Source organism: Pseudomonas sp. DR48 (assembly GCF_019823085.1).
Classification (GTDB): Bacteria; Pseudomonadota; Gammaproteobacteria; order Pseudomonadales; family Pseudomonadaceae; genus Aquipseudomonas.
The window spans coordinates 5,430,900-5,449,191 of record NZ_CP081946.1; the positions used below are offsets into that span (position 1 = coordinate 5,430,900).

Below are 18,292 nucleotides of genomic sequence, written 5' to 3' on the forward strand. Positions count from 1 at the left end.
GTCATGACTATTGCCAACGATCCAATCGTTATCGTCAGTGCCGTCCGCACCCCCATGGGTGGATTCCAGGGCGAACTGAAAAGCCTGACCGCGCCGCAACTGGGCGCTGCCGCGATTCGTGCCGCCGTAGAGCGCGCCGGTATCGCGCCGGAGTCCGTCGAAGAAGTGCTGTTTGGCTGCGTGCTCTCCGCAGGCCTCGGCCAGGCCCCGGCGCGTCAGGCCGCGTTAGGCGCCGGGCTGGATAAATCGACCCGCTGCACCACCCTGAACAAGATGTGCGGTTCGGGCATGGAGGCTGCGATTCTGGCCCACGACATGCTGGTAGCCGGTAGCGCCGACGTGGTCGTCGCGGGGGGCATGGAAAGCATGTCCAACGCGCCCTATCTGCTGGATCGCGCCCGCAGCGGTTACCGCATGGGCCATGGCCGTGTGCTCGATCACATGTTCCTCGATGGTCTGGAAGACGCCTACGACAAGGGCCGCCTGATGGGCACTTTCGCCGAGGATTGCGCTGAATCCAACGGCTTTACCCGTGAGGCTCAGGACGCGTTTGCCATTGCCTCGACCACCCGCGCGCAGCAGGCGATCAAGGACGGCAGCTTCAAGGATGAAATCGTGCCGTTGACGGTGACGGTCGGCAAAGAGCAGGTGCTGATCAGCAACGACGAACAGCCGCCGAAGGCCAAGCTGGACAAGATCGCTTCGCTGAAACCGGCGTTCCGCGAGGGCGGCACGGTGACGGCGGCGAACTCCAGTTCGATCTCCGACGGTGCGGCGGCGCTGGTGCTGATGCGCCGTTCCGATGCAGAGAAACAAGGCCTGAAACCGCTGGCGGTGATTCACGGCCACGCGACATTCGCCGACACCCCGGGCCTGTTCCCGGTGGCCCCGGTCGGTGCGATCAAGAAGCTGATGAAGAAAACCGGTTGGTCGCTGGATGAAGTCGATCTGGTGGAAGTCAACGAGGCCTTCGCCGTCGTCAGCCTGGTGACCATGACCAAACTGGAAATCCCCCACGAAAAGATCAACGTTCACGGCGGCGCGTGCGCCTTGGGCCACCCGATTGGCGCGTCTGGTGCGCGGATCCTCGTGACCTTGCTCTCGGCCCTGCGCCAGAAAGGCCTGAAACGCGGAGTCGCCGCTATTTGCATCGGCGGCGGTGAAGCCACGGCCATGGCCGTGGAATGCCTCTACTGAAGCCGCCACCGATTACTGTGGGAGCGGGCTTGCCCGCGATGAGGCCCTGTCAATAGACATACATGTTGGATGACACACCGCTATCGCGGGCAAGCCCGCTCCCACAGGGTCCGTATTTCAACCATGTTAAGGACTGGTCATGATTCCCAATGACGAACAACTTCAGATCAGCGACGCGGCCCGGCAATTCGCCCAGGAACGGCTGAAACCGTTCGCCGCCGAGTGGGACCGCGAACACCGCTTCCCCAAGGAAGCCATCGGCGAAATGGCCGAACTGGGCTTTTTCGGCATGCTGGTGCCGGAAGAGTGGGGCGGTTGTGATACCGGCTACCTGGCCTACGCCATGGCCCTGGAAGAAATCGCTGCCGGCGATGGCGCGTGCTCGACCATCATGAGCGTGCACAACTCGGTGGGTTGCGTGCCGATCCTCAAGTATGGCAACGACGACCAGAAAGAACGCTTCCTCAAGCCACTGGCCAGCGGCGCGATGCTCGGGGCGTTTGCCCTGACCGAACCCCAGGCCGGTTCCGACGCCAGCGGCCTGAAAACCCGCGCGCGCCTGGAAGGCGATCACTATGTGCTCAACGGCTGCAAGCAGTTCATCACTTCCGGGCAGAACGCCGGGGTGGTGATCGTATTCGCGGTGACCGACCCGAGTGCTGGCAAGCGTGGCATCACGGCGTTGATCGTGCCGACCGATTCGCCGGGCTACAAAGTCGCCCGGGTCGAAGACAAGCTCGGTCAGCACGCCTCTGACACCTGCCAGATTCTCTTTGAAGACGTAAAGGTGCCGGTCGCCAATCGACTGGGTGAGGAGGGCGAAGGTTACCGGATCGCCCTGGCCAACCTGGAAGGCGGCCGTGTCGGCATCGCTTCGCAATCGGTGGGCATGGCCCGTGCCGCGTTTGAAGCGGCCCGTGACTATGCGCGTGAGCGCGAGAGCTTCGGCAAGCCGATCATCGAACACCAGGCCGTAGCGTTCCGCCTGGCCGACATGGCCACCCAGATTGCCGTCGCCCGGCAGATGGTGCATTACGCGGCGGCCTTGAGAGACAGCGGCAAACCGGCCCTGGTCGAAGCGTCCATGGCCAAGCTGTTCGCCTCGGAAATGGCCGAGAAGGTCTGTTCCTCGGCGTTGCAAACCCTCGGCGGTTACGGTTACCTGAACGACTTCCCGCTGGAGCGCATCTACCGCGACGTTCGGGTTTGCCAGATCTATGAAGGCACCAGCGATATTCAACGCATGGTTATTTCGCGCAATCTTTGAGAAGGAGTCCCCTGTGAACTACGAAACTATTTTGTTGGAAACCCACGGCCGTGTCGGCCTGATTACCCTCAACCGTCCGCAAGCGCTGAACGCGTTGAACGCGCAGATCGTCAGCGAGCTGAACCACGCCCTTGATGGCCTGGAAGCCGATTCGAACATCGGTTGCATCGTGCTGACCGGCTCGAAAAAAGCCTTCGCCGCCGGTGCCGACATCAAGGAAATGGCCGAGCTGACCTACCCGCAGATCTACCTCGACGACCTGTTCAGCGACAGTGATCGCGTGGCCAACCGTCGTAAGCCGATCATCGCGGCGGTCAACGGTTTTGCCTTGGGCGGTGGTTGTGAGCTGGCGCTGATGTGCGACTTCATCCTGGCCGGTGACAATGCAAAATTCGGTCAACCGGAAATCAACCTCGGCGTGCTGCCGGGCATGGGCGGCACCCAGCGCCTGACCCGCGCCGTGGGCAAGGCCAAGGCCATGGAAATGTGCCTGAGCGGGCGCTTGATCGACGCGGTGGAAGCAGAGCGTTGCGGGATTGTCGCGCGGATCGTTCCAGCGGATGAGTTGTTGGAAGAAGCGCTGAAAGTCGCGGCGTTGATTGCCAAGAAGTCATTGCCGATTGCGATGATGGTCAAGGAAAGCGTCAACCGCGCCTTTGAAGTGAGCCTGTCCGAAGGCGTGCGCTTCGAGCGCCGGGTGTTCCATGCGGCGTTTGCGACGCAGGATCAGAAGGAAGGGATGGCGGCGTTTATTGCCAAGCGTGAAGCCGAGTTCCAGGGGAAGTGATTTAGCGTCTGAGCTGACGTCATCGCGAGCAAGCTCGCTCCCACATTCGACCGTGTTCCTTCAGGAGAAATGCGGTCAAGTGTGGGAGCGGGCTTGCTCGCGAAGCTTTCAGGGTTTTAAACCTGGTAGTTTTTCAGTTCCCGGGCAATCACCATCCGCTGTATCTCGCTCGACCCCTCGTAAATCTGCGTGATCCGCGCATCCCGGTAGTAACGCTCCACCGGGTAATCCTCCAGATACCCATACCCACCATGAATCTGCATCGCCGAAGAACAGACCTTCTCGGCCATCTCCGATGCAAACAGCTTGGCCTGTGACGCTTCCGACAGACATGGCTTGCCAGCGCTGCGTAACCGCGCTGCGTGCAGGATCAACAAGCGCGCCGCGTTGAGCCGGGTGTGCATGTCGGCCAGCATGTTGGCGATGCTCTGGTGCTCGATGATCGGTTTGTCGAACTGCACCCGATCACGGGAATAGGCCAACGCCGCTTCGAACGCCGCACGAGCGATGCCCAATGCCTGCGCCGCGATGCCGATGCGGCCGCCTTCGAGGTTGGACAGGGCAATGGCCAGACCTTTGCCACGCTCACCCAGCAGATTCGCCTCGGGAATCGTGCAGTTGTTCAGCGTCACCGCGCAGGTGTCGGAAGCACGAATGCCCATTTTGTGTTCGGTGCGATCGACGATGAAACCGGCGGTATCGGTCGGCACCAGGAACGCCGAGATGCCGCGTTTGCCCAGGTCCGGATCGGTCACGGCAAAGACAATCGCCAGCTTCGCTCGTTTACCGTTGCTGACGAACTGCTTGGCGCCGTTGATTACCCATTGGCCATCGCGCAGTTCGGCGCGGGTGCGCAGGTTGTGGGCTTCGGAGCCGGCTTGCGGCTCGGTCAGGCAGAAGCAGCCGATTGCCTGGCCGCTCGCCAGGTCCGGCAACCAGGTCTGTTTCTGTTCTTCAGTGCCATAGTTGAGCACCGGCCCGCAGCCCACGGAGTTGTGGATGCTCATCAACGCACCCGTGGCGCCGTCACCTGCGGAGATTTCTTCCACCGCCAGGGCGTAGGCGACGTAGTCGACATAAGTGCCTCCCCATTCTTCCGGCACCACCATGCCCAGCAAACCCAGTTCACCCATCTTCGCCACCAGACCGTCATCGATCCAGCCAGCCTTTTCCCAGGCCTGCGCGTGGGGCGCGATTTCGCCGCGGGCAAAGTCCCGGGCCATGTCGCGGATCATGACTTGTTCTTCGCTCAATTCGATATCGTGCATGGCTCAGCTCCCAGTCCGGTCAAAGCCTGTGAAGAAACTCGCAACGTGTGCCGCGTCCAGCGCCTGCAAGGTCGGCGGGTTCCAGCGCGGGGTCTTGTCTTTGTCGATCAGCAAGGCGCGCACGCCCTCGATCAGGTCACCGCGCTCGAACCACTGACGGTCCAGGTGCAGCTCAAGGGCGAAGCAGTCTTCGATACTCAAGTGGCGACCACGACGCAGCATTTCCAACGTCACGGCCATTGCCAGCGGCGAACGGCTTTGCAGCAGGTCGGCGGTGGTCGTGGCCCACTCATGGCTGTCGGCGACCGTGACTTCACGCAGTTGCTCAACAATACTCGGCACATCGGGCAGGGCGAAGAAATGGTCGATGGCCGGGCGTAGCGCTTCCAATGGCGCATCGGCCAGTTGTTGCACCGCGAGACCGGCCAGCAGGCCTTGCAGGTCCTTGAGCGGTGTCCCGTGCCATTGGAGCTGATCAAGCTGCTCATCGAGCTTGGCCAGTTTTTCGCTTTCCAGGAACCAGTCGGCCAGCCCGCAATACAGCGAATCCGCCGCACGGATCTGCACGCCGCTGACGCCCAGGTAGATTCCGAGTTCACCGGGGATGCGCGGCAGGAAGTAACTGCCGCCGACATCCGGGAAATAACCGATGCCGACTTCGGGCATCGCCAGACGGCTTTTCTCGGTGACCACCCGCAAATCAGCGCCTTGCACCAGACCCATGCCGCCGCCGAGGACAAAACCGTCCATCAGGGCCAGCACCGGTTTGCAGTAGTGATGAATAGCGAGGTCGAGGGCGTATTCCTCGACGAAGAAATCTTCGTGCAGGGTCTCGCCGTTTTTAAAACTGTCATACAACGAGCGAATATCGCCGCCAGCACAGAAGGCTTTTTCGCCGGCACCGCGCAAAACCACCGCGTGCACTTGCGGATCCTGACCCCAGGCATCGAGCTGACGGTGCAGGTGACGGACCATGTCCAGGGTCAGGGCGTTGAGGCCGGCAGGGCGGTTGAGGGTCAAGTGACCGATGTGGTTGCGAACCTCGGCCAGCACTTCGTTTTGTGTGGCATCCACGGGCGAAATACCCTTCGATGAAACCTGAGCAGTCATCAGTAACTCCCTGCTTTTATTGTTCTTTATAGACAAGCTCGCGCGCGAGCGATGCCGGATCGTAACAGTGCAAATTTGTGTTGTACAACCGGGATATGTGCAGGTGCAATTTGCACATTTGCATGCCTGATGAGGATTAGCAGGGGCGCAGCAATAAGGGAATTGCTGGCACACCACCAAGCACGTCCCTACAGGGATGTGTGACGTCAGAAACTTTGGCTTAGACTTCACCTATACTGTGATGTATGTCGTGTAACATACTGATATTAAACAATTGTTAGAGTTATTCAGGCGCGACATCGAAGAACGTTTCTGTTTTAGCCAGGGGAGATTAAACGGAGATGTTTAATCGACATCTCCAGAAACTCTCTCAGACTACACAACCTTGCGTCGTTGCCTACGACTGCGCCAGAATCCGCCGGCTTGTGCGCCTTGGGCCTGGGTTTTATCGTTTCCCCGTCGCTGAAGAACAGCGATGGGGTTTGGTAGCCCGGTTTTTTCACAAGGGTGCAAAGCACCATAAATTGAGGCGTTTTTTCGTCTCGACTTTTATGGTGGTCATGCACAGGGCGTCTTCGGATGCGCCGGTTTCCTTGTGCCCGGTCTACCAACCTGCGTATGGCCACCACCTTTCGTTTGGTAGCGAGGGTGAGGGCTCCTTTTTTGGTAGCACGAGGAGTTTCACCTATGTTCAAACCAACACCCAACCCACCCGAAACCGACGACGTTTCCCCCTACGAATCCACCGATTCCAAAAAATTCAACGAAGCCGCCGAGCGAGCCCTCGACTTCCACTTCCCGTCGAACGCCGACATCAAAGCCATCCCGCGCACACCCAGTACCCTGTTTTCCATAGACCCTGACGCCACGGCCGAAACCCTGGCGGTTTATCTGGTCGAGACGCTGGCCTCGGTCGATGTGATGGTCCATCAGTTGGTGGATCATCTGGAGGGGGAATCGCGTTACGCGCTTTTGGGGATTTCGAACAGCATCATGATGGCGGAGATCACCGCTAATCGTGTGCTGGATAAAATTGATCTGCCCCCAGTAGGTGCGGCCTGCATGGTGAGCAGGTAATTCGTTGAGCTGTGTAGCGGTCCCATTTTTGGGCCGCTTCGCAGCCTAACGGGGCTAGCGCCCTCACCACAGGGGAAAAAGGGGGCGTATCTATTTTCTGTCCGGGAATTCGTGCTGCATCATCAGGGGGCAGATCTAAACGAAGTTATAGGCCTGCCCCCTGATTATTGTCTTTTTAAATGCAAGACGCTCTATGAAATACATCAGGCCGCTGGAATGAAACAGGTGTGAAACTATTTAAGGGCTAGATATATCCATGGCTCTGTATTTCTTTGTCTCCCTTTTAGTTATCGATATCCATTTGCGCTCTTATAAGCATTAAATTTGCTTAGAAAGAGTTCGCTATTGCCTATATTGTCTGCGATACCTTCGGCGTGCTGTCTGTCCTCGGCGGTTGTCATTCCGGGAGGGAAATAATATCCCTGGCCGGGGTTGCTGTTTCTTTGGCTAAGTATATAGTCCACCTTTGAAAGTTCGGGCAGGCTTGAAGCTGATGCTAGCGAATTTGATGGTGCCTCATCAATCCCGCTGTCGCCTTCGAAAATGTATTCTGGTTCTAGGGCCTCAAAAGACACTTCCTCTGAGGAGCTATAATCAGACCACATGTTTTTATCGTGCATGATAGAGATCTCCAATTGTGGATATGGAACAAGTGGCAAGTGTTGCTCTTGTGAAAAAAGAACGAAGCAAAAAAAATTGCTAATACAAGGCTCCCTTGCCTTTGTTACACAGCTAAGGATAGAGCCATACAGACAAACGAGCGCCTGTAAGAAATAACAGTTTTTCAGAAGAATTGGCGATAGATCCTACAGGCATATGGAAGATAGTAAGCAACAATCCGATGAACTCGAAAAGGGAACCAATATGATGTTTTTTGTCCAGCCTTGATGGCGCCGTCCCTACGATAATTAAACGGCTCTGTTTAATAGACACTTCCAGAAACTCTCTCAGGCTACACATCCTTGCGCCGTTACCTACGACTGCGCCAGAATCCGCCGGCTTGTGCGCCTTGGGCCTGGGTTTTATCGTTTCCCCGTCGCTGAAGAACAGCGATGGGGGTTTGGTAGCCCCGGGTTTTATGTGAGGTGCAAAGCATCACCATTTGCGGCGTTTTTTCGTCTCTGTTTTATGGTGGTCATGTACAGGGCGTCTTCGGGCGCGCCGGTCTCCTCACATCCCGGTCTACCAACCTGTGCATGGTCACCACCCGTCGTTTGGTAGCGAGGGTGATGGCTCCCATATACGATGAGAGGAGTTTCACCTATGTTCAAACCAACACCCAACCCACCCGAAGACGACGTTTCCCCCTACGAATCCACCGATTCCAAAAAATTCAACGAAGCCGCCGAGCGAGCCCTCGACTTCCACTTCCCGTCGAACGCCGACATCAAAGCCATCCCGCGCACACCCAGTACCCTGTTTTCCATAGACCCTGACGCCACGGCCGAAACCCTGGCGGTTTATCTGGTCGAGACGCTGGCCTCGGTCGATGTGATGGTCCATCAGTTGGTGGATCATCTGGAGGGGGAATCGCGTTACGCGCTTTTGGGGATTTCGAACAGCATCATGATGGCGGAGATCACCGCTAATCGTGTGCTGGATAAAATTGATCTGCCCCAGTAGGTGCGGCCTGCATGGTGAGCAGGTAGTTCGTTGAGATGCGCGGCGGCCCCATTTTTGGGGCCGCTTCGCAACGGGGCCCTATCAATTTTTCATTGGCGAAAGTGCTTCTGCAGCGACTGTGCGCAGAGCAGCAGTGCCTGCTTGGCATCATCAGAGTTCGCCGGGTAATTGATAAAACCGTGGAGCATGCCCGAATATTCTTTGTGTTGAACCGGTACGTCGGCCTCCGTCAGTCGGCGCACATACTCCCGGCCTTCGTCGCGCAATACATCCCGTTCAGAGGTGATGATCAACGCAGGCGGCAAGCCACGCAGGTGTTGGTGGCGCAGGGGAGAAAGGCGTGGATCGTCGCGCGAGACGCCATTGGGCACGTAGTGATTGATGTACCACTCAAGCATTTTGCCGGTCAGCCCGAAGCCTTCGGCAAATTCTCGGTGCGAAGGATTTTGAGCCAGACAGTCCAGCAAGGGGTAAAGCAACAGCTGGAAGCTGATCGGCGGCCGGGTTTGCTCTCGAGCCCATTGGCAAATAACAGCCGCCAGCCCACCGCCTGAGCCGCCGCCGGCTACCGCCATCCGCGAAGAATCCAGCCCCAGAGACTGCCCTTGTTCGGCAACCCACTGCGTCGCCGCGCAGCAATCGTCCACCGCCGCAGGGAACTCATGCTCGGGCGGCCGCGCGTAGTCGACCGCCACCACGGCGCAACCGGCCCATTCACACATCACCCGGCAAAAACCGTCATGGGTGTCCAGATCGCCGGTGACCCAGCCGCCGCCATGGAAAAACATCAGCACCGCAAAGGGCCCGGGTCCGGCGGGGGTGTAAAGCCGTAGTGGCAGGGGCCGGCCGTGACTTTGGATCGACAGGTCGCGAACGCTGACGACGAGCAAATCGCGAAGTGCTGTTCTGGTGCCTTCTACGGTAGGTCCAAAGTCCTGTTGATTGGCGGTCATGATTTCACCTTGCGGGAGATTGCTTCGGTGGTCATCTCAACCACATATTCTTTGCTGATCAATTCGCTGATCGCCAGACACATCAATGTCGGTGGGTGGCCCTTGAAAAATTTCTTGTGCGCCCTCGCGATGTCCGGCCAGAACTTCATGCTTGTCGTATAAATGCGAATCCCGATGATGCTTCGCCGATCTACGCCAAGCTGCTTGATGGAGGTCTCTATGATTTCCAGGCAACGCAGGGTCTGTTTGTATGCATTTCCGGGCTTGAATGGCTTGCCCTTGTCATCAAACGCCACGGTGCCGCCCATCAAAATGCGTTTGCCGACACGGATTGCCCGGCAATATCCAGCCATTTTTTCCCAGATAGCTTGCGAGTAAACGCGCTGGATTTTCATTGCTCAACTCCCTTGCCCAGATCAATGGGCAGTGATTTCAGTCCACGAAATTGCAGGTTGTTGGTGCGCCAGATCGCCGGGTTGTCGGCAATCAGGCGCAGATCGGGAAAGCGCTTGAACAGCGCGGTGAACACCACTTCGGCTTCCAGCCTGAACAGCGCCGTGCCCATGCAGAAATGCTCGCCGCGACCAAACGCCAGGTGGTCGTTGTGTTTGCGCTCAATGTCGAAACGATCGGGGTCGGGAAATTTCGCCGGATCGCGATTGGCCGAGCCGCGCATCAGGTAGACCAGGTCGCCTTGTTTCATTGTCACGCCGTCGATCGTGACGTCCTCTTTGAGCACCCGATGGCTGAAGGAGCCGGCGGAGTCGAAGCGCAGCATCTCTTCGATGGCTGCTTTGATCCGATCCGGATTGGCCAAGAGGGCCTGATGTTGCTCGGGGTGCTCGAGCAAATGAAGGAGCCCGATACATAACTGGTCGGCGCTGGTGGTGTAGCCCGCGACCAGAATGAAGACGATCTGCGCGAGCACCTTGTCAAGGCTCGAGTCGCCACCCTTGCAGGCCTCCAGCACCCGGCTGACGAGATCATCTGCGGGGTGTTTTCGCCGCTGCTCGATGACGTCGGCGAAATACGCGTACATTTCCTCGACGCCTTTAAGCGCTTGCTCAGGCCCTTTGTCCGGGTCCAGGCTGCCGACCAGAAAGATCAGAATGTCATCGGTCCAGCGCCTGAGTTTCAGCGCGTCTTCGCGGGGGATGCCATAGAGGTTGGCCAGGATCAGCGCCGGAACGCGATTGAACAGCTTGGTCATCAAGTCTGTCTGGGGTTCGAGCGCGTCCAGTTCGCCCTCGGTGATCTGTTCGATGTCTTGGCGCAACGATTCGATGACACGAGGGTTGAAGGCTTTGCCCAGCAGGTGGCGACAGTCCTTGTGAGCCTTGCCATCCTTGGAGTACATCCACTCGGACGCCAGCTTCACGAACGTCGCCAGTTGCGCGCGTTTGTCAGGGGGCACCTGGGCATCGACCAGTTGCTGCATGCGGTTCGAGGAATAGCGTTCAGTGTCTGCCTGCGCGGCAAAGACATCGCTGTACCGGGTCAAGAACCAGGCCTTGAAGTGGGGGCACCAATACACCGGTTGATGCTCACGCAGCCAGGCATAGGCGGGGTAGGGATCAAGAACCGTTTGACGATGGGTGAAGTCGAGCAGCGTTTCACTGTCCATGTTCATTGCTCCTCGTACAAGGCAGCAGTGAACTGACGGATGTAGTCCGGATCATTGATAGGCGCAGTGATGAGTTCCGGCGGCGGCTGCAGCAAGGCGCCCAGCAGCGAAATCCGGCCTTCGGTGGTGTGGCCGTTCAATTCGGCCTGGTCAACACTGACACCGCCTTCGCTCAGGAACACGGCGAACACGTTGATGACGTCATGCAGCAGCTCCGGTGAAATCACGTGAGAGCTCTGCACTTCGCTGATGATCAAGTCGAGCGCCCGGGCATGGGTCAAGGCCAGCGCCTGGGCATGTGAGACATCAGCGGGGCTGTTACAGCGCTCGACAATGGTCTTTTCAACCCGCTGAGCAACGTTATCCGTGGGACGTGAGGCAAACCTTGGCCGGGTCACGGCATCCCTGGCCACTTGGTAGGCCATGACGCTGTTGTCGCCAGCAAACGTGATGCTGATCTCGCAATCCATGCACAACGTGACGATCTGGTTGTGATGGTGAAAACCCTGGGAACCACACAGCTCGCGGCACTTGCGCATCACGTCCAGCCCGACCCAGGTGCCAACGCTCTTGGCGATGGCTGCGAGAATGTGCAGCTCCTTGCGTTTGTCGGGCTGATCCCACATGGCCTCGAAGCGCGACAGCACTGCCTGTTCCAGAAGTTTCAGGGCGAGGGCCTTCAGCTGCTCGACGTACAGCCGTTGCCGAATGAGCGGTTTGGCCAATAGCGGCTCGCGCCCAACGGCGCTTTTCACCTGTCGATGGCCGACAAACCGATACGCCAGATGAGCGCAAAGGCCCGCTGCACCCCGGGACGCTGCCAGCAGTAACACGCGCTCCTGAATGAACGTCTGCATGGCGCACGTTACGCGCTTGTCCTTGGGCACATCGCTGATAAATCGGCCTTCATCGCTGAACCGTGCATGGCGCTGCATCATCGCGTCCAGCGGCAACTGCATGTCGCAAAAGCGCAGGCCGGCCACTTGATTGGCATGGATTCCGCCTTTCGGGTCGCAGGCAATGACCTTGACGCCGGGTAACAGTGGACCGTTTTCCTGCTCGCGGATCTGTACCCGGAACCAGTGCAGGCTTTCGTCCTTGCCATCGACGATCAAGCGCGCCAACACCATGACCACTTGCGCCGCGTACAGCGCGTTGCCGATCCAGCATTTGCAGGCGTCCGGCGCGGGCGTGTGTAGGATCAGGCAGGCATTGAGTCGATCGTAGGTGACGGTGGTTTGCAGGTTGGCGACGTCGGAGCCGCTGTGGATTTCCGTGCAGCCAAAGGCATAGACCTGACTCATCTCGATCACTTCCTGACGGCAGCGCGCGACTTGCAGAGCGTCGCCTTGGGCGAACAACGCGTTGCCGGCAATCATGTGGTCGACGGTCGAGGACATCAGCGCGTAGTCGTACGCGCCCAGGATTGCGATGTGATTGCACATCTGGCGCATATCGGACTGACGCGGCTGGCCCAACCACATGTCATTGGTGATCAGCCCGGGCTGCACGATCTGGCGCATGCGGCTGATGGTCAGCTCCATGTAGTCGAGCAAGGTCAGGCTGTGGCGGGCTCGTGCGTCGAACGCGGGAGTTCGCAGCAGGTCCAGCAGTGGATTGCTCATGGAAGATCCCTCTCTTGGATTTCGAAAAAATGGTTTCGAAACCACCAGAGCCAGAGGGCCGGCGCGGCAGACAACAGCACAATCGACTCGCCATGACCCACGCGTTTGCCAATGGCAGCGGTCACGACGGTTGCGTAGTGTTTTCCTGGGGAGGTGCGGTTCTGTCAAAGCGCGAAGGCAGCGTCGCCACTCAACAACCGTGAGTGTTTCTCCATAGCCAGACTTCTGTGTCATCGCTACTGGACGTTACGGCGAGCCAGACTTCGTAGTGAAAGGCAGACAACTCTATGCGGTACGTTTTTGACTGTAGCAACAGAACGGTGACTGGCAAGGCGATGCCTTGACCATTGGTCGCTCCCTTCGCGCTACACGCGGCGCGACAACACTTCACCAATACTGCGACGTTTGGCATGCAACTCACTGATATGGATCAGTTGTTCAAGGTCTTCGGGGGTGACGTCGAAGAACGCTTCCATGTCCGCCAGCGCGAGTTTCAGGTCCTGGGCGGTGATCGCCTGGCTGTCGGTCGGGGGATGATCGGCAGGCACCATCGCCACCGGTTCGCTGGCACGTTTGGGGTAGCGAATGCGCGTCAGGTTGTTGTAGGCCAGGGCGCTTGCCAGCATGGTCATTGCGCTGAGCATGACCGGGCCGAGGGCTTTCCAGTCCATCGCGATGGTCGCCGGGTCTGCCAGCACCAACAACAGCGCCAACGCCCCGGCGGGCGGGTGCAGGCAACGTAGCCAGCACATCAGAATCAGCGCCATGCCGGCCGCCAGACACGCGCTGCCCAGGGTTCGCCCGAGGACGTGAGCAACCAGCAGCGCCACGACGCTGGCGCTCAAGTAACCACCAACAATCGACCACGGCTGCGCAAGAGCGCCGGAGGACACCGCGAACAGCAACACTGCCGAGGCGCCCAGCGGGCCGATTAAATGCTGTGCCACTTCCATGCCGAACACCTGGCTGCAAAGCCAGACGCTGAACAGCGTGCCCAGGGACATGCCGATGGCGGCACGGCTCCATTCGGAAGGGCGGGTGTTGACGGCGGCGGGTAACCAGCGAGCGAGCATGGGGCTAACGATCCAATGAAAATCTCAGGAAAAAAAAAGGCTTAGCTGGGATATCCAGAAAGCCCTTGAAGGTGTTCCAACTATTGGGGGAGGAACGGGGCACAGTGTGCCGATGATCGCCGATGCTGACAAATTCATATTAATGCAGCTTCAGTGCATTATTTTTGCTGCATAGCGACGCGACGTCCGCTCATGAAACACAGGAATCCGCCCATCGCGGTCAGTGCGCTCAGGGCATAGAACATGGTGGGCGCTGGCGTGTGCATCAGCAGGAAACCGCAGATCACCGGGCTCAAGGCGCCGCCCAGTGCGGCCAGGTTCTGCGCGCCGTAATAGCTGCCGCGCAGCTCTTCGGGGGCCAGGGTGTCGACGAAGAGGAATTCGGCGGGGTAAATGATCATTTCGCCAAGGGTGAAGATGAACATGGCAATGCACCACGACACCAGGCTGTCGGCGAGGCTGAAACCGATCAGGCCAACAATGAACAGGCTGGTGCCGCCGGCGATCCAGTAGCGTAGCTGTTCGCGGTTGAGGAAACGGCCGATCTGGTATTGCAGCAGAATCACGCTAATGGCATTGCAGGCGAGCAGGGCGGCCATGGTTTGCAGGGCACGTTTGGAATCGTGGGTCACCAGCAGGTATTGCGACAGGTACAGGGTGAAACGCCCGTGCACCACGGTGCTGAGCAGGCAACCGCAGGTGAACATGATCAGCGTGCGGTCGTTCTTCAGGGTGACCAGGGTTTTCAGAAAACTTTGCGGTTGGCCGATTGCGGGTGTCGGGGCGGCGTCCTTGGGAATCCCGATCATCAGGAAGATGCTGAAAAACGCGATGCCGCCGGCGATCAGGAACGGCGCAATCGGGTACACACCGGCAATCACCACGCCGAGCATCGGGCCGGTGGCGTAGCCGATGTTGGTCAGGGTGTAGCGCAGCGAAAAGGCCTTGGCGCGTTGGCCCATGGGCAGGTTTTCGCTGAGGATCGCCTTGGAGCCGATGAGGAACAGCGCCGAGGCGGTTTCGGTGATGACCAGCGTGGCCGTGGTCAGGTAGAGGTTTTCGGCGAAGGTCAGCAGGACAAAACCGATGGCGCTGGAGAGCATCGCAAGAATCAACAACCGGCGCTTTTCGAGCCGGTCGATGATATAGCCACCGTAGAGCGCGAGCAGCGTGGCGATGAACACCGCGATGCCCAGCAGCAAACCAACGTCCTGTTGGTTCAGGCCCAGTTTGTTGCTCAGGAACAACGTCAGCAGCGGGCTGGTGATGGCGCGGCTGACGACGATGGTCAGCGAAACGATCATCAGGCGGCGGATAACAAGCGAGTAGGTGACCACGGTGGGGCAAATGTCCTTATTCAGATTTTATTGTGTTCGACGTGGAACCGAGTCGCGGCCATTCGCGAGCAAGCCCGCTCCCACATTGGATCGTATGTAGACACACTGTCTGTGAACACCCGGATCAACTGTGGGAGCGGGCTTGCTCGCGAAGAGGCCGGATCCGGCAATGCGATGTTCAAGTCAGCCACCGATCCAGTGAGCGAATCGATCTCTGCTCATCCAACCGCCACAATTGTTTGAGCAACTCCCCAGCTTGCTCCCGCGGCATGACCCGCCCGGCCAAACTGAAAAACTTCTCCTCCACTGCCGCATCACTCAACGGATTCCCCGGCGCACCCAATGGCGGGTCGACACACAGGCTCGCCTGCCGACCGTCCACGGTCCGCAGGCTGACAACGGGCTCGCCATCCTCTGACAGTTGCGGGTCCACTTCAAGGTGAATGCGCGACATCCAGTGAGCGATGCGCGGATCGCCACGTTGCTGATCGTCATAGGCTTGCAGCCGGCAATGGCCATGCACCAGCCGGGCGGCGAGGGCATAGGGCAGGCTCATCTGCGCCGCCGCCAGCGTGCTGACATTCTGGCCGCCACACATGTCCTGCAGAAACCCGCACAGCGACACCTGCACGTCTTCGACTTGGCTGGCATCCACCTGCAATTGATCCAGCAACAGGCCCAATGCATCGATCGCCGAGTGGGTTCCGCGACACGCGGCATAGGGCTTGATCGAGCAGCGGGCGAGTTTCCATACCACGCCCAGGTCGGCGTCCAGCGCTTCGGGCACGGCCGCGTCACCGGCCAGGGTCTTGAGAAAACCGCCCCAGACATCATCGAACAATTTTGACGGCCCGGTGATGCCTTGGCGGGCAAACCGCGCCGCCAGCAATCCGCCTTCCGCGGCACGGCCCGTGTGCAGTTTCTTGCTTTGCGAACCGTCATGAATGAAGGCCCACAGACCGCCGCTGAAGCTGCCGGCAATGCCCAGCGCCGATACGGTTTGTGTGGCATCCAGACCAAGAATCCGCGCACACGCGGCGGCGGCACCGAATACGCCACAGGTGGCGGTCGAATGCCAGCCGGCGCCGTTGTGGGCCGAATAGCTGCCGCACGCTTCGAGCACGCGACGGCCGATGTCATAGCCGATAACGACGGCCGTGATCAGCTCGCGGCCATTCACCGGCCGCTCACACATCGACACCGCAGCCATGACCGCCGGCAGCACCACCGCGCCGGAATGGTCGCAGCCACCGGTATCGTCCAGTTCCAGCGCATGGGCGGCGACGCCGTTGAGTATCGCCGCCTGCGCGGCACCCATTTTCAGATCCGTGCCCCAGACCAGGGTGTTACCGGTCTCACCGGCAAATACCTCGCGGGCCAATTGCGCCACTTCGCTCTCGGCCCCGGCCAGCGTCGCGCCGAAGGTGTCGAGGATGTGCCGTTTGGCTTGCGCCACCAGCGCCGGTGGCAGGTCTTCAAATTGCGTATCGACGCAAAACTGCGCCAGTCGCTGCATGCGTTCGGTCATAGCAGGTAATCCCGATAATGGCGCTCATACACGGATGCCGGGTGATCGTCGGCGACAGGCGCCGCCGAATCCGCCCACCATTGCGCGACCTCACCGGCCGTGGCGATCCAGACGTCATCGTATTGCTGGATGCCTTGCAGCAACTCGCGCAACACGCCAATCCGCCCTGGCGTGGCAATGATTTCCGGGTGCAGGCGCAGCACGTAGCACAGGCCGAACCGGTGAAACCCGGCAAAGTCCATTTGCAGGTTGCCCAAGGTGTGGCTGTAAGAGGCGATTCGCGATTGCGCCGGCGGCACGGCGGGGCTGAGGTTGAAGGCGAAATAGGGTTCGTCTTCCAGTTCATAGTGCAGCGGCAACTCGATCACTTCCCCAGCCGTGGGATGCGCGAAGGGCAAATCATCGCCACGCCACGACGACGACCAGCGAATGCCTTGATCCCTCAGGACCTCGATGAAACCCGGTGCGCCGTTGCCGGCCGGGATGCGAAACCCGGTGGGACGCACGCCGGTCAGCGCTTGCAAGGCGTCGCAGCCTTTGGCGATCTCGGCGCTTTGCTCGGCGAGACTGAGTGTGTCGTAGTTTTGGTGGCGATAGCCTGCGCAGGCGATCTCATGTCCGCCGGCTTGAATGGACTGAAGGTGCTGTGGATTTTCCTCGGCGACGATGCCGGGAATGCACCAGCTGCTGCGCACCCCGAGTTCCGCGAACAGATCGAGCAAACGCTCGACCCCGCGCTGGGTGCCGTAGCGCCAGACCGACAGCGTCTTGTCGCGCCCGGCGACTTCCGGCGCCTGGGTCAGAATGCCGTGGATGTCGTTGTAATCGACGGTCAGGACCACGGCGCAGCGGTAGCCTTTGGGCCAGACAGTGGAATCAGTCATGGTGATGCTCCTTCAGCCACCACTGGGCGACATCGCGGCAGGTGGCGAACCACACGTCATCGCACTGGCGCATGTGTTCGAAGAGTTTTTCCAGCAGCAGGATGCGCCCCGGCTTGCCGGTGATCTTGGGGTGGAACAGGGTGGTCAGGCACAGCCCTTCATTCATCGCGCCGTCGTACTCGCGGCACCAGTTGTCCAGGGTCAGCGCGTAGCTGGCGGTGCGGTCCAGGCCCGAAGGGAAGTCCGGTGCGCGGGTGTAGGCGAGGGAGGCGTAGTCGTCCATTTCCCAGCGCCCGGGGATTTCCACCAGCGGTGTGTCGAAGCCCGGGACGTTGACCAGATACGGTCGGTCGTCGCCGCGCATGCTGCTTGAATAGGTCACGCCGGCTTCCACCAGCATGGCCGGAGTTTCTGCCCGCCAATCGCCGGATGGCGTGCGAAAGCCTTCGGCGCGGATGTTCAGGTGCTTCCAGAACACGTCGCGGGACAGTTTCATCACGTCCTTTTGCTGTTCCAGCGTCAGGGCGTAAAAGGATTCGTGTTTGTAGCCGTGGTACGCCACCTCATGCCCGCGTTCGACTATCGCCTGGCATTGTTTCGGCCAGTTCTCCACGACCCAGGCCGGGACGAAAAACGTCGTCGGAATGCGGAACTCGTCGAGCAGATCAAGCAGGCGCGGCAACGCCCGATAGGGGCCGTAACCGCCGAAGCCGAAATACTCGGGCTTGCGCCAGATCGAGCCATTGAGCATGGCATCGCCGGTGGGGCCGTCGAGGTCGAAGGCCAGGGCGAGACAGGCTTTGTGCTGGTCGGGCCAGGTGGGTTGTGGCGAGGAGGACATCAGTGGTGCTCCATTCATTCGTCGGTAGAACGCAACCCTGTGGGAGCGGGCTTGCTCGCGAAAGCGCAGTGTCATTCACATCAGTGCTGACTGACACG

17 protein-coding genes are annotated in these 18,292 nt (G+C 59.5%); 5 read left to right on the forward strand and 12 right to left on the reverse strand.

The annotated features are described in order from the left end of the window. Nucleotides 1-3 precede the first annotated feature (3 nt). The 3 genes from K5K95_RS24630 to K5K95_RS24640 all read left to right on the forward strand — a co-directional run bounded on the left by K5K95_RS24630 (nt 4) and on the right by K5K95_RS24640 (nt 3,251). Entirely contained in the window at nt 4-1,197 is a 1,194-nt protein-coding gene (locus K5K95_RS24630) for an acetyl-CoA C-acyltransferase (protein WP_222586522.1), read from the forward strand. Nucleotides 1,198-1,336: 139 nt separating this feature from the next. Further along, a complete protein-coding gene (locus K5K95_RS24635; RefSeq protein ID WP_109631727.1) occupies nt 1,337-2,464 on the forward strand; it encodes an acyl-CoA dehydrogenase in 1,128 nt (375 codons plus the stop codon). A gap of 13 nt (nt 2,465-2,477) precedes the next feature. Then, a complete protein-coding gene (locus K5K95_RS24640) occupies nt 2,478-3,251 on the forward strand; it encodes an enoyl-CoA hydratase (protein WP_218394809.1) in 774 nt (257 codons plus the stop codon). A gap of 116 nt (nt 3,252-3,367) precedes the next feature. Here K5K95_RS24640 and K5K95_RS24645 read toward each other — a convergent pair whose 3' ends face one another. Further along, nucleotides 3,368-4,519, reverse strand: coding sequence for an acyl-CoA dehydrogenase family protein (locus K5K95_RS24645; RefSeq protein WP_222586523.1), 1,152 nt, complete (start codon nt 4,517-4,519; stop codon nt 3,368-3,370). A 3-nt stretch (nt 4,520-4,522) separates the two neighbouring features. After that, nucleotides 4,523-5,629, reverse strand: coding sequence for an enoyl-CoA hydratase/isomerase family protein (locus K5K95_RS24650; RefSeq protein ID WP_222586524.1), 1,107 nt, complete (start codon nt 5,627-5,629; stop codon nt 4,523-4,525). 687 nt (nt 5,630-6,316) lie between these two features. On the opposite strand from K5K95_RS24650, the gene K5K95_RS24655 reads away from it, so the two are divergent. Then, nucleotides 6,317-6,706, forward strand: coding sequence for a DUF6124 family protein (locus K5K95_RS24655; protein WP_222586525.1), 390 nt, complete (start codon nt 6,317-6,319; stop codon nt 6,704-6,706). Between the two features lie 287 nt (nt 6,707-6,993). On the opposite strand, the gene K5K95_RS24660 is transcribed toward K5K95_RS24655, so the two are convergent. Next, the gene (locus K5K95_RS24660; protein WP_222586526.1) at nt 6,994-7,326 is read right to left on the reverse strand and encodes a hypothetical protein; all 333 of its coding nucleotides are present in this window, start codon (nt 7,324-7,326) and stop codon (nt 6,994-6,996) included. 643 nt (nt 7,327-7,969) lie between these two features. Between K5K95_RS24660 and K5K95_RS24665 the strand changes: the two genes are divergently transcribed. Next, the gene (locus K5K95_RS24665; protein ID WP_222586527.1) at nt 7,970-8,329 is read left to right on the forward strand and encodes a DUF6124 family protein; all 360 of its coding nucleotides are present in this window, start codon (nt 7,970-7,972) and stop codon (nt 8,327-8,329) included. Between the two features lie 89 nt (nt 8,330-8,418). Here the strand turns inward: K5K95_RS24665 and K5K95_RS24670 are convergent, their stop codons facing one another. The 9 genes from K5K95_RS24670 to K5K95_RS24710 form a co-directional block, all read right to left on the reverse strand. Next, the gene (locus K5K95_RS24670) at nt 8,419-9,282 is read right to left on the reverse strand and encodes an alpha/beta hydrolase (protein ID WP_222586528.1); all 864 of its coding nucleotides are present in this window, start codon (nt 9,280-9,282) and stop codon (nt 8,419-8,421) included. Continuing rightward, on the reverse strand, nt 9,279-9,677 hold the full coding sequence (locus K5K95_RS24675; RefSeq protein ID WP_222586529.1) for a Rid family hydrolase: 399 nt from the start codon (nt 9,675-9,677) through the stop codon (nt 9,279-9,281). The genes K5K95_RS24670 and K5K95_RS24675 overlap by 4 nt, the downstream gene beginning before the upstream one ends. Beyond that, nucleotides 9,674-10,906 (reverse strand): cytochrome P450, encoded by a 1,233-nt coding sequence (locus tag K5K95_RS24680; protein ID WP_222586530.1) that lies wholly within the window; start codon nt 10,904-10,906, stop codon nt 9,674-9,676. The genes K5K95_RS24675 and K5K95_RS24680 overlap by 4 nt, the downstream gene beginning before the upstream one ends. Before the next feature lie 2 nt (nt 10,907-10,908). Further along, a complete protein-coding gene (locus tag K5K95_RS24685; RefSeq protein ID WP_222586531.1) occupies nt 10,909-12,531 on the reverse strand; it encodes an acyl-CoA dehydrogenase family protein in 1,623 nt (540 codons plus the stop codon). Between the two features lie 365 nt (nt 12,532-12,896). Next, entirely contained in the window at nt 12,897-13,604 is a 708-nt protein-coding gene (locus tag K5K95_RS24690; RefSeq protein ID WP_222586532.1) for an HPP family protein, read from the reverse strand. 158 nt (nt 13,605-13,762) lie between these two features. Next, entirely contained in the window at nt 13,763-14,941 is a 1,179-nt protein-coding gene (locus tag K5K95_RS24695) for an MFS transporter (RefSeq protein ID WP_090183632.1), read from the reverse strand. A 178-nt stretch (nt 14,942-15,119) separates the two neighbouring features. Further along, nucleotides 15,120-16,469: an MmgE/PrpD family protein gene (locus K5K95_RS24700; RefSeq protein ID WP_222586533.1), complete on the reverse strand. Its 1,350-nt coding sequence runs from the start codon at nt 16,467-16,469 to the stop codon at nt 15,120-15,122. Then, nucleotides 16,466-17,353 carry a polysaccharide deacetylase family protein gene (locus tag K5K95_RS24705; protein WP_222586534.1) on the reverse strand — a complete coding sequence of 296 codons (888 nt, stop codon included), beginning with the start codon at nt 17,351-17,353 and terminating at the stop codon, nt 16,466-16,468. Before K5K95_RS24705 ends, K5K95_RS24700 begins: the two co-directional genes overlap by 4 nt. Beyond that, nucleotides 17,346-18,194, reverse strand: coding sequence for a polysaccharide deacetylase family protein (locus tag K5K95_RS24710; RefSeq protein WP_222586535.1), 849 nt, complete (start codon nt 18,192-18,194; stop codon nt 17,346-17,348). The genes K5K95_RS24705 and K5K95_RS24710 overlap by 8 nt, the downstream gene beginning before the upstream one ends. Nucleotides 18,195-18,292: the final 98 nt, after the last annotated feature.

Coding starts and splice junctions, on each gene's coding strand:
- K5K95_RS24630 (WP_222586522.1), top strand. CDS start 4: ATGACTATTGCCAACGATCCAATCGTTATCGTCAGTGCCGTCCGCACC.
- K5K95_RS24635 (WP_109631727.1), top strand. CDS start 1,337: ATGATTCCCAATGACGAACAACTTCAGATCAGCGACGCGGCCCGGCAA.
- K5K95_RS24645 (WP_222586523.1), bottom strand. CDS start 4,519: ATGCACGATATCGAATTGAGCGAAGAACAAGTCATGATCCGCGACATG.
- K5K95_RS24650 (WP_222586524.1), bottom strand. CDS start 5,629: ATGACTGCTCAGGTTTCATCGAAGGGTATTTCGCCCGTGGATGCCACA.
- K5K95_RS24655 (WP_222586525.1), top strand. CDS start 6,317: ATGTTCAAACCAACACCCAACCCACCCGAAACCGACGACGTTTCCCCC.
- K5K95_RS24660 (WP_222586526.1), bottom strand. CDS start 7,326: ATGCACGATAAAAACATGTGGTCTGATTATAGCTCCTCAGAGGAAGTG.
- K5K95_RS24665 (WP_222586527.1), top strand. CDS start 7,970: ATGTTCAAACCAACACCCAACCCACCCGAAGACGACGTTTCCCCCTAC.
- K5K95_RS24670 (WP_222586528.1), bottom strand. CDS start 9,282: ATGACCGCCAATCAACAGGACTTTGGACCTACCGTAGAAGGCACCAGA.
- K5K95_RS24675 (WP_222586529.1), bottom strand. CDS start 9,677: ATGAAAATCCAGCGCGTTTACTCGCAAGCTATCTGGGAAAAAATGGCT.
- K5K95_RS24680 (WP_222586530.1), bottom strand. CDS start 10,906: ATGGACAGTGAAACGCTGCTCGACTTCACCCATCGTCAAACGGTTCTT.
- K5K95_RS24685 (WP_222586531.1), bottom strand. CDS start 12,531: ATGAGCAATCCACTGCTGGACCTGCTGCGAACTCCCGCGTTCGACGCA.
- K5K95_RS24690 (WP_222586532.1), bottom strand. CDS start 13,604: ATGCTCGCTCGCTGGTTACCCGCCGCCGTCAACACCCGCCCTTCCGAA.
- K5K95_RS24700 (WP_222586533.1), bottom strand. CDS start 16,469: ATGACCGAACGCATGCAGCGACTGGCGCAGTTTTGCGTCGATACGCAA.
- K5K95_RS24705 (WP_222586534.1), bottom strand. CDS start 17,353: ATGACTGATTCCACTGTCTGGCCCAAAGGCTACCGCTGCGCCGTGGTC.
- K5K95_RS24710 (WP_222586535.1), bottom strand. CDS start 18,194: ATGTCCTCCTCGCCACAACCCACCTGGCCCGACCAGCACAAAGCCTGT.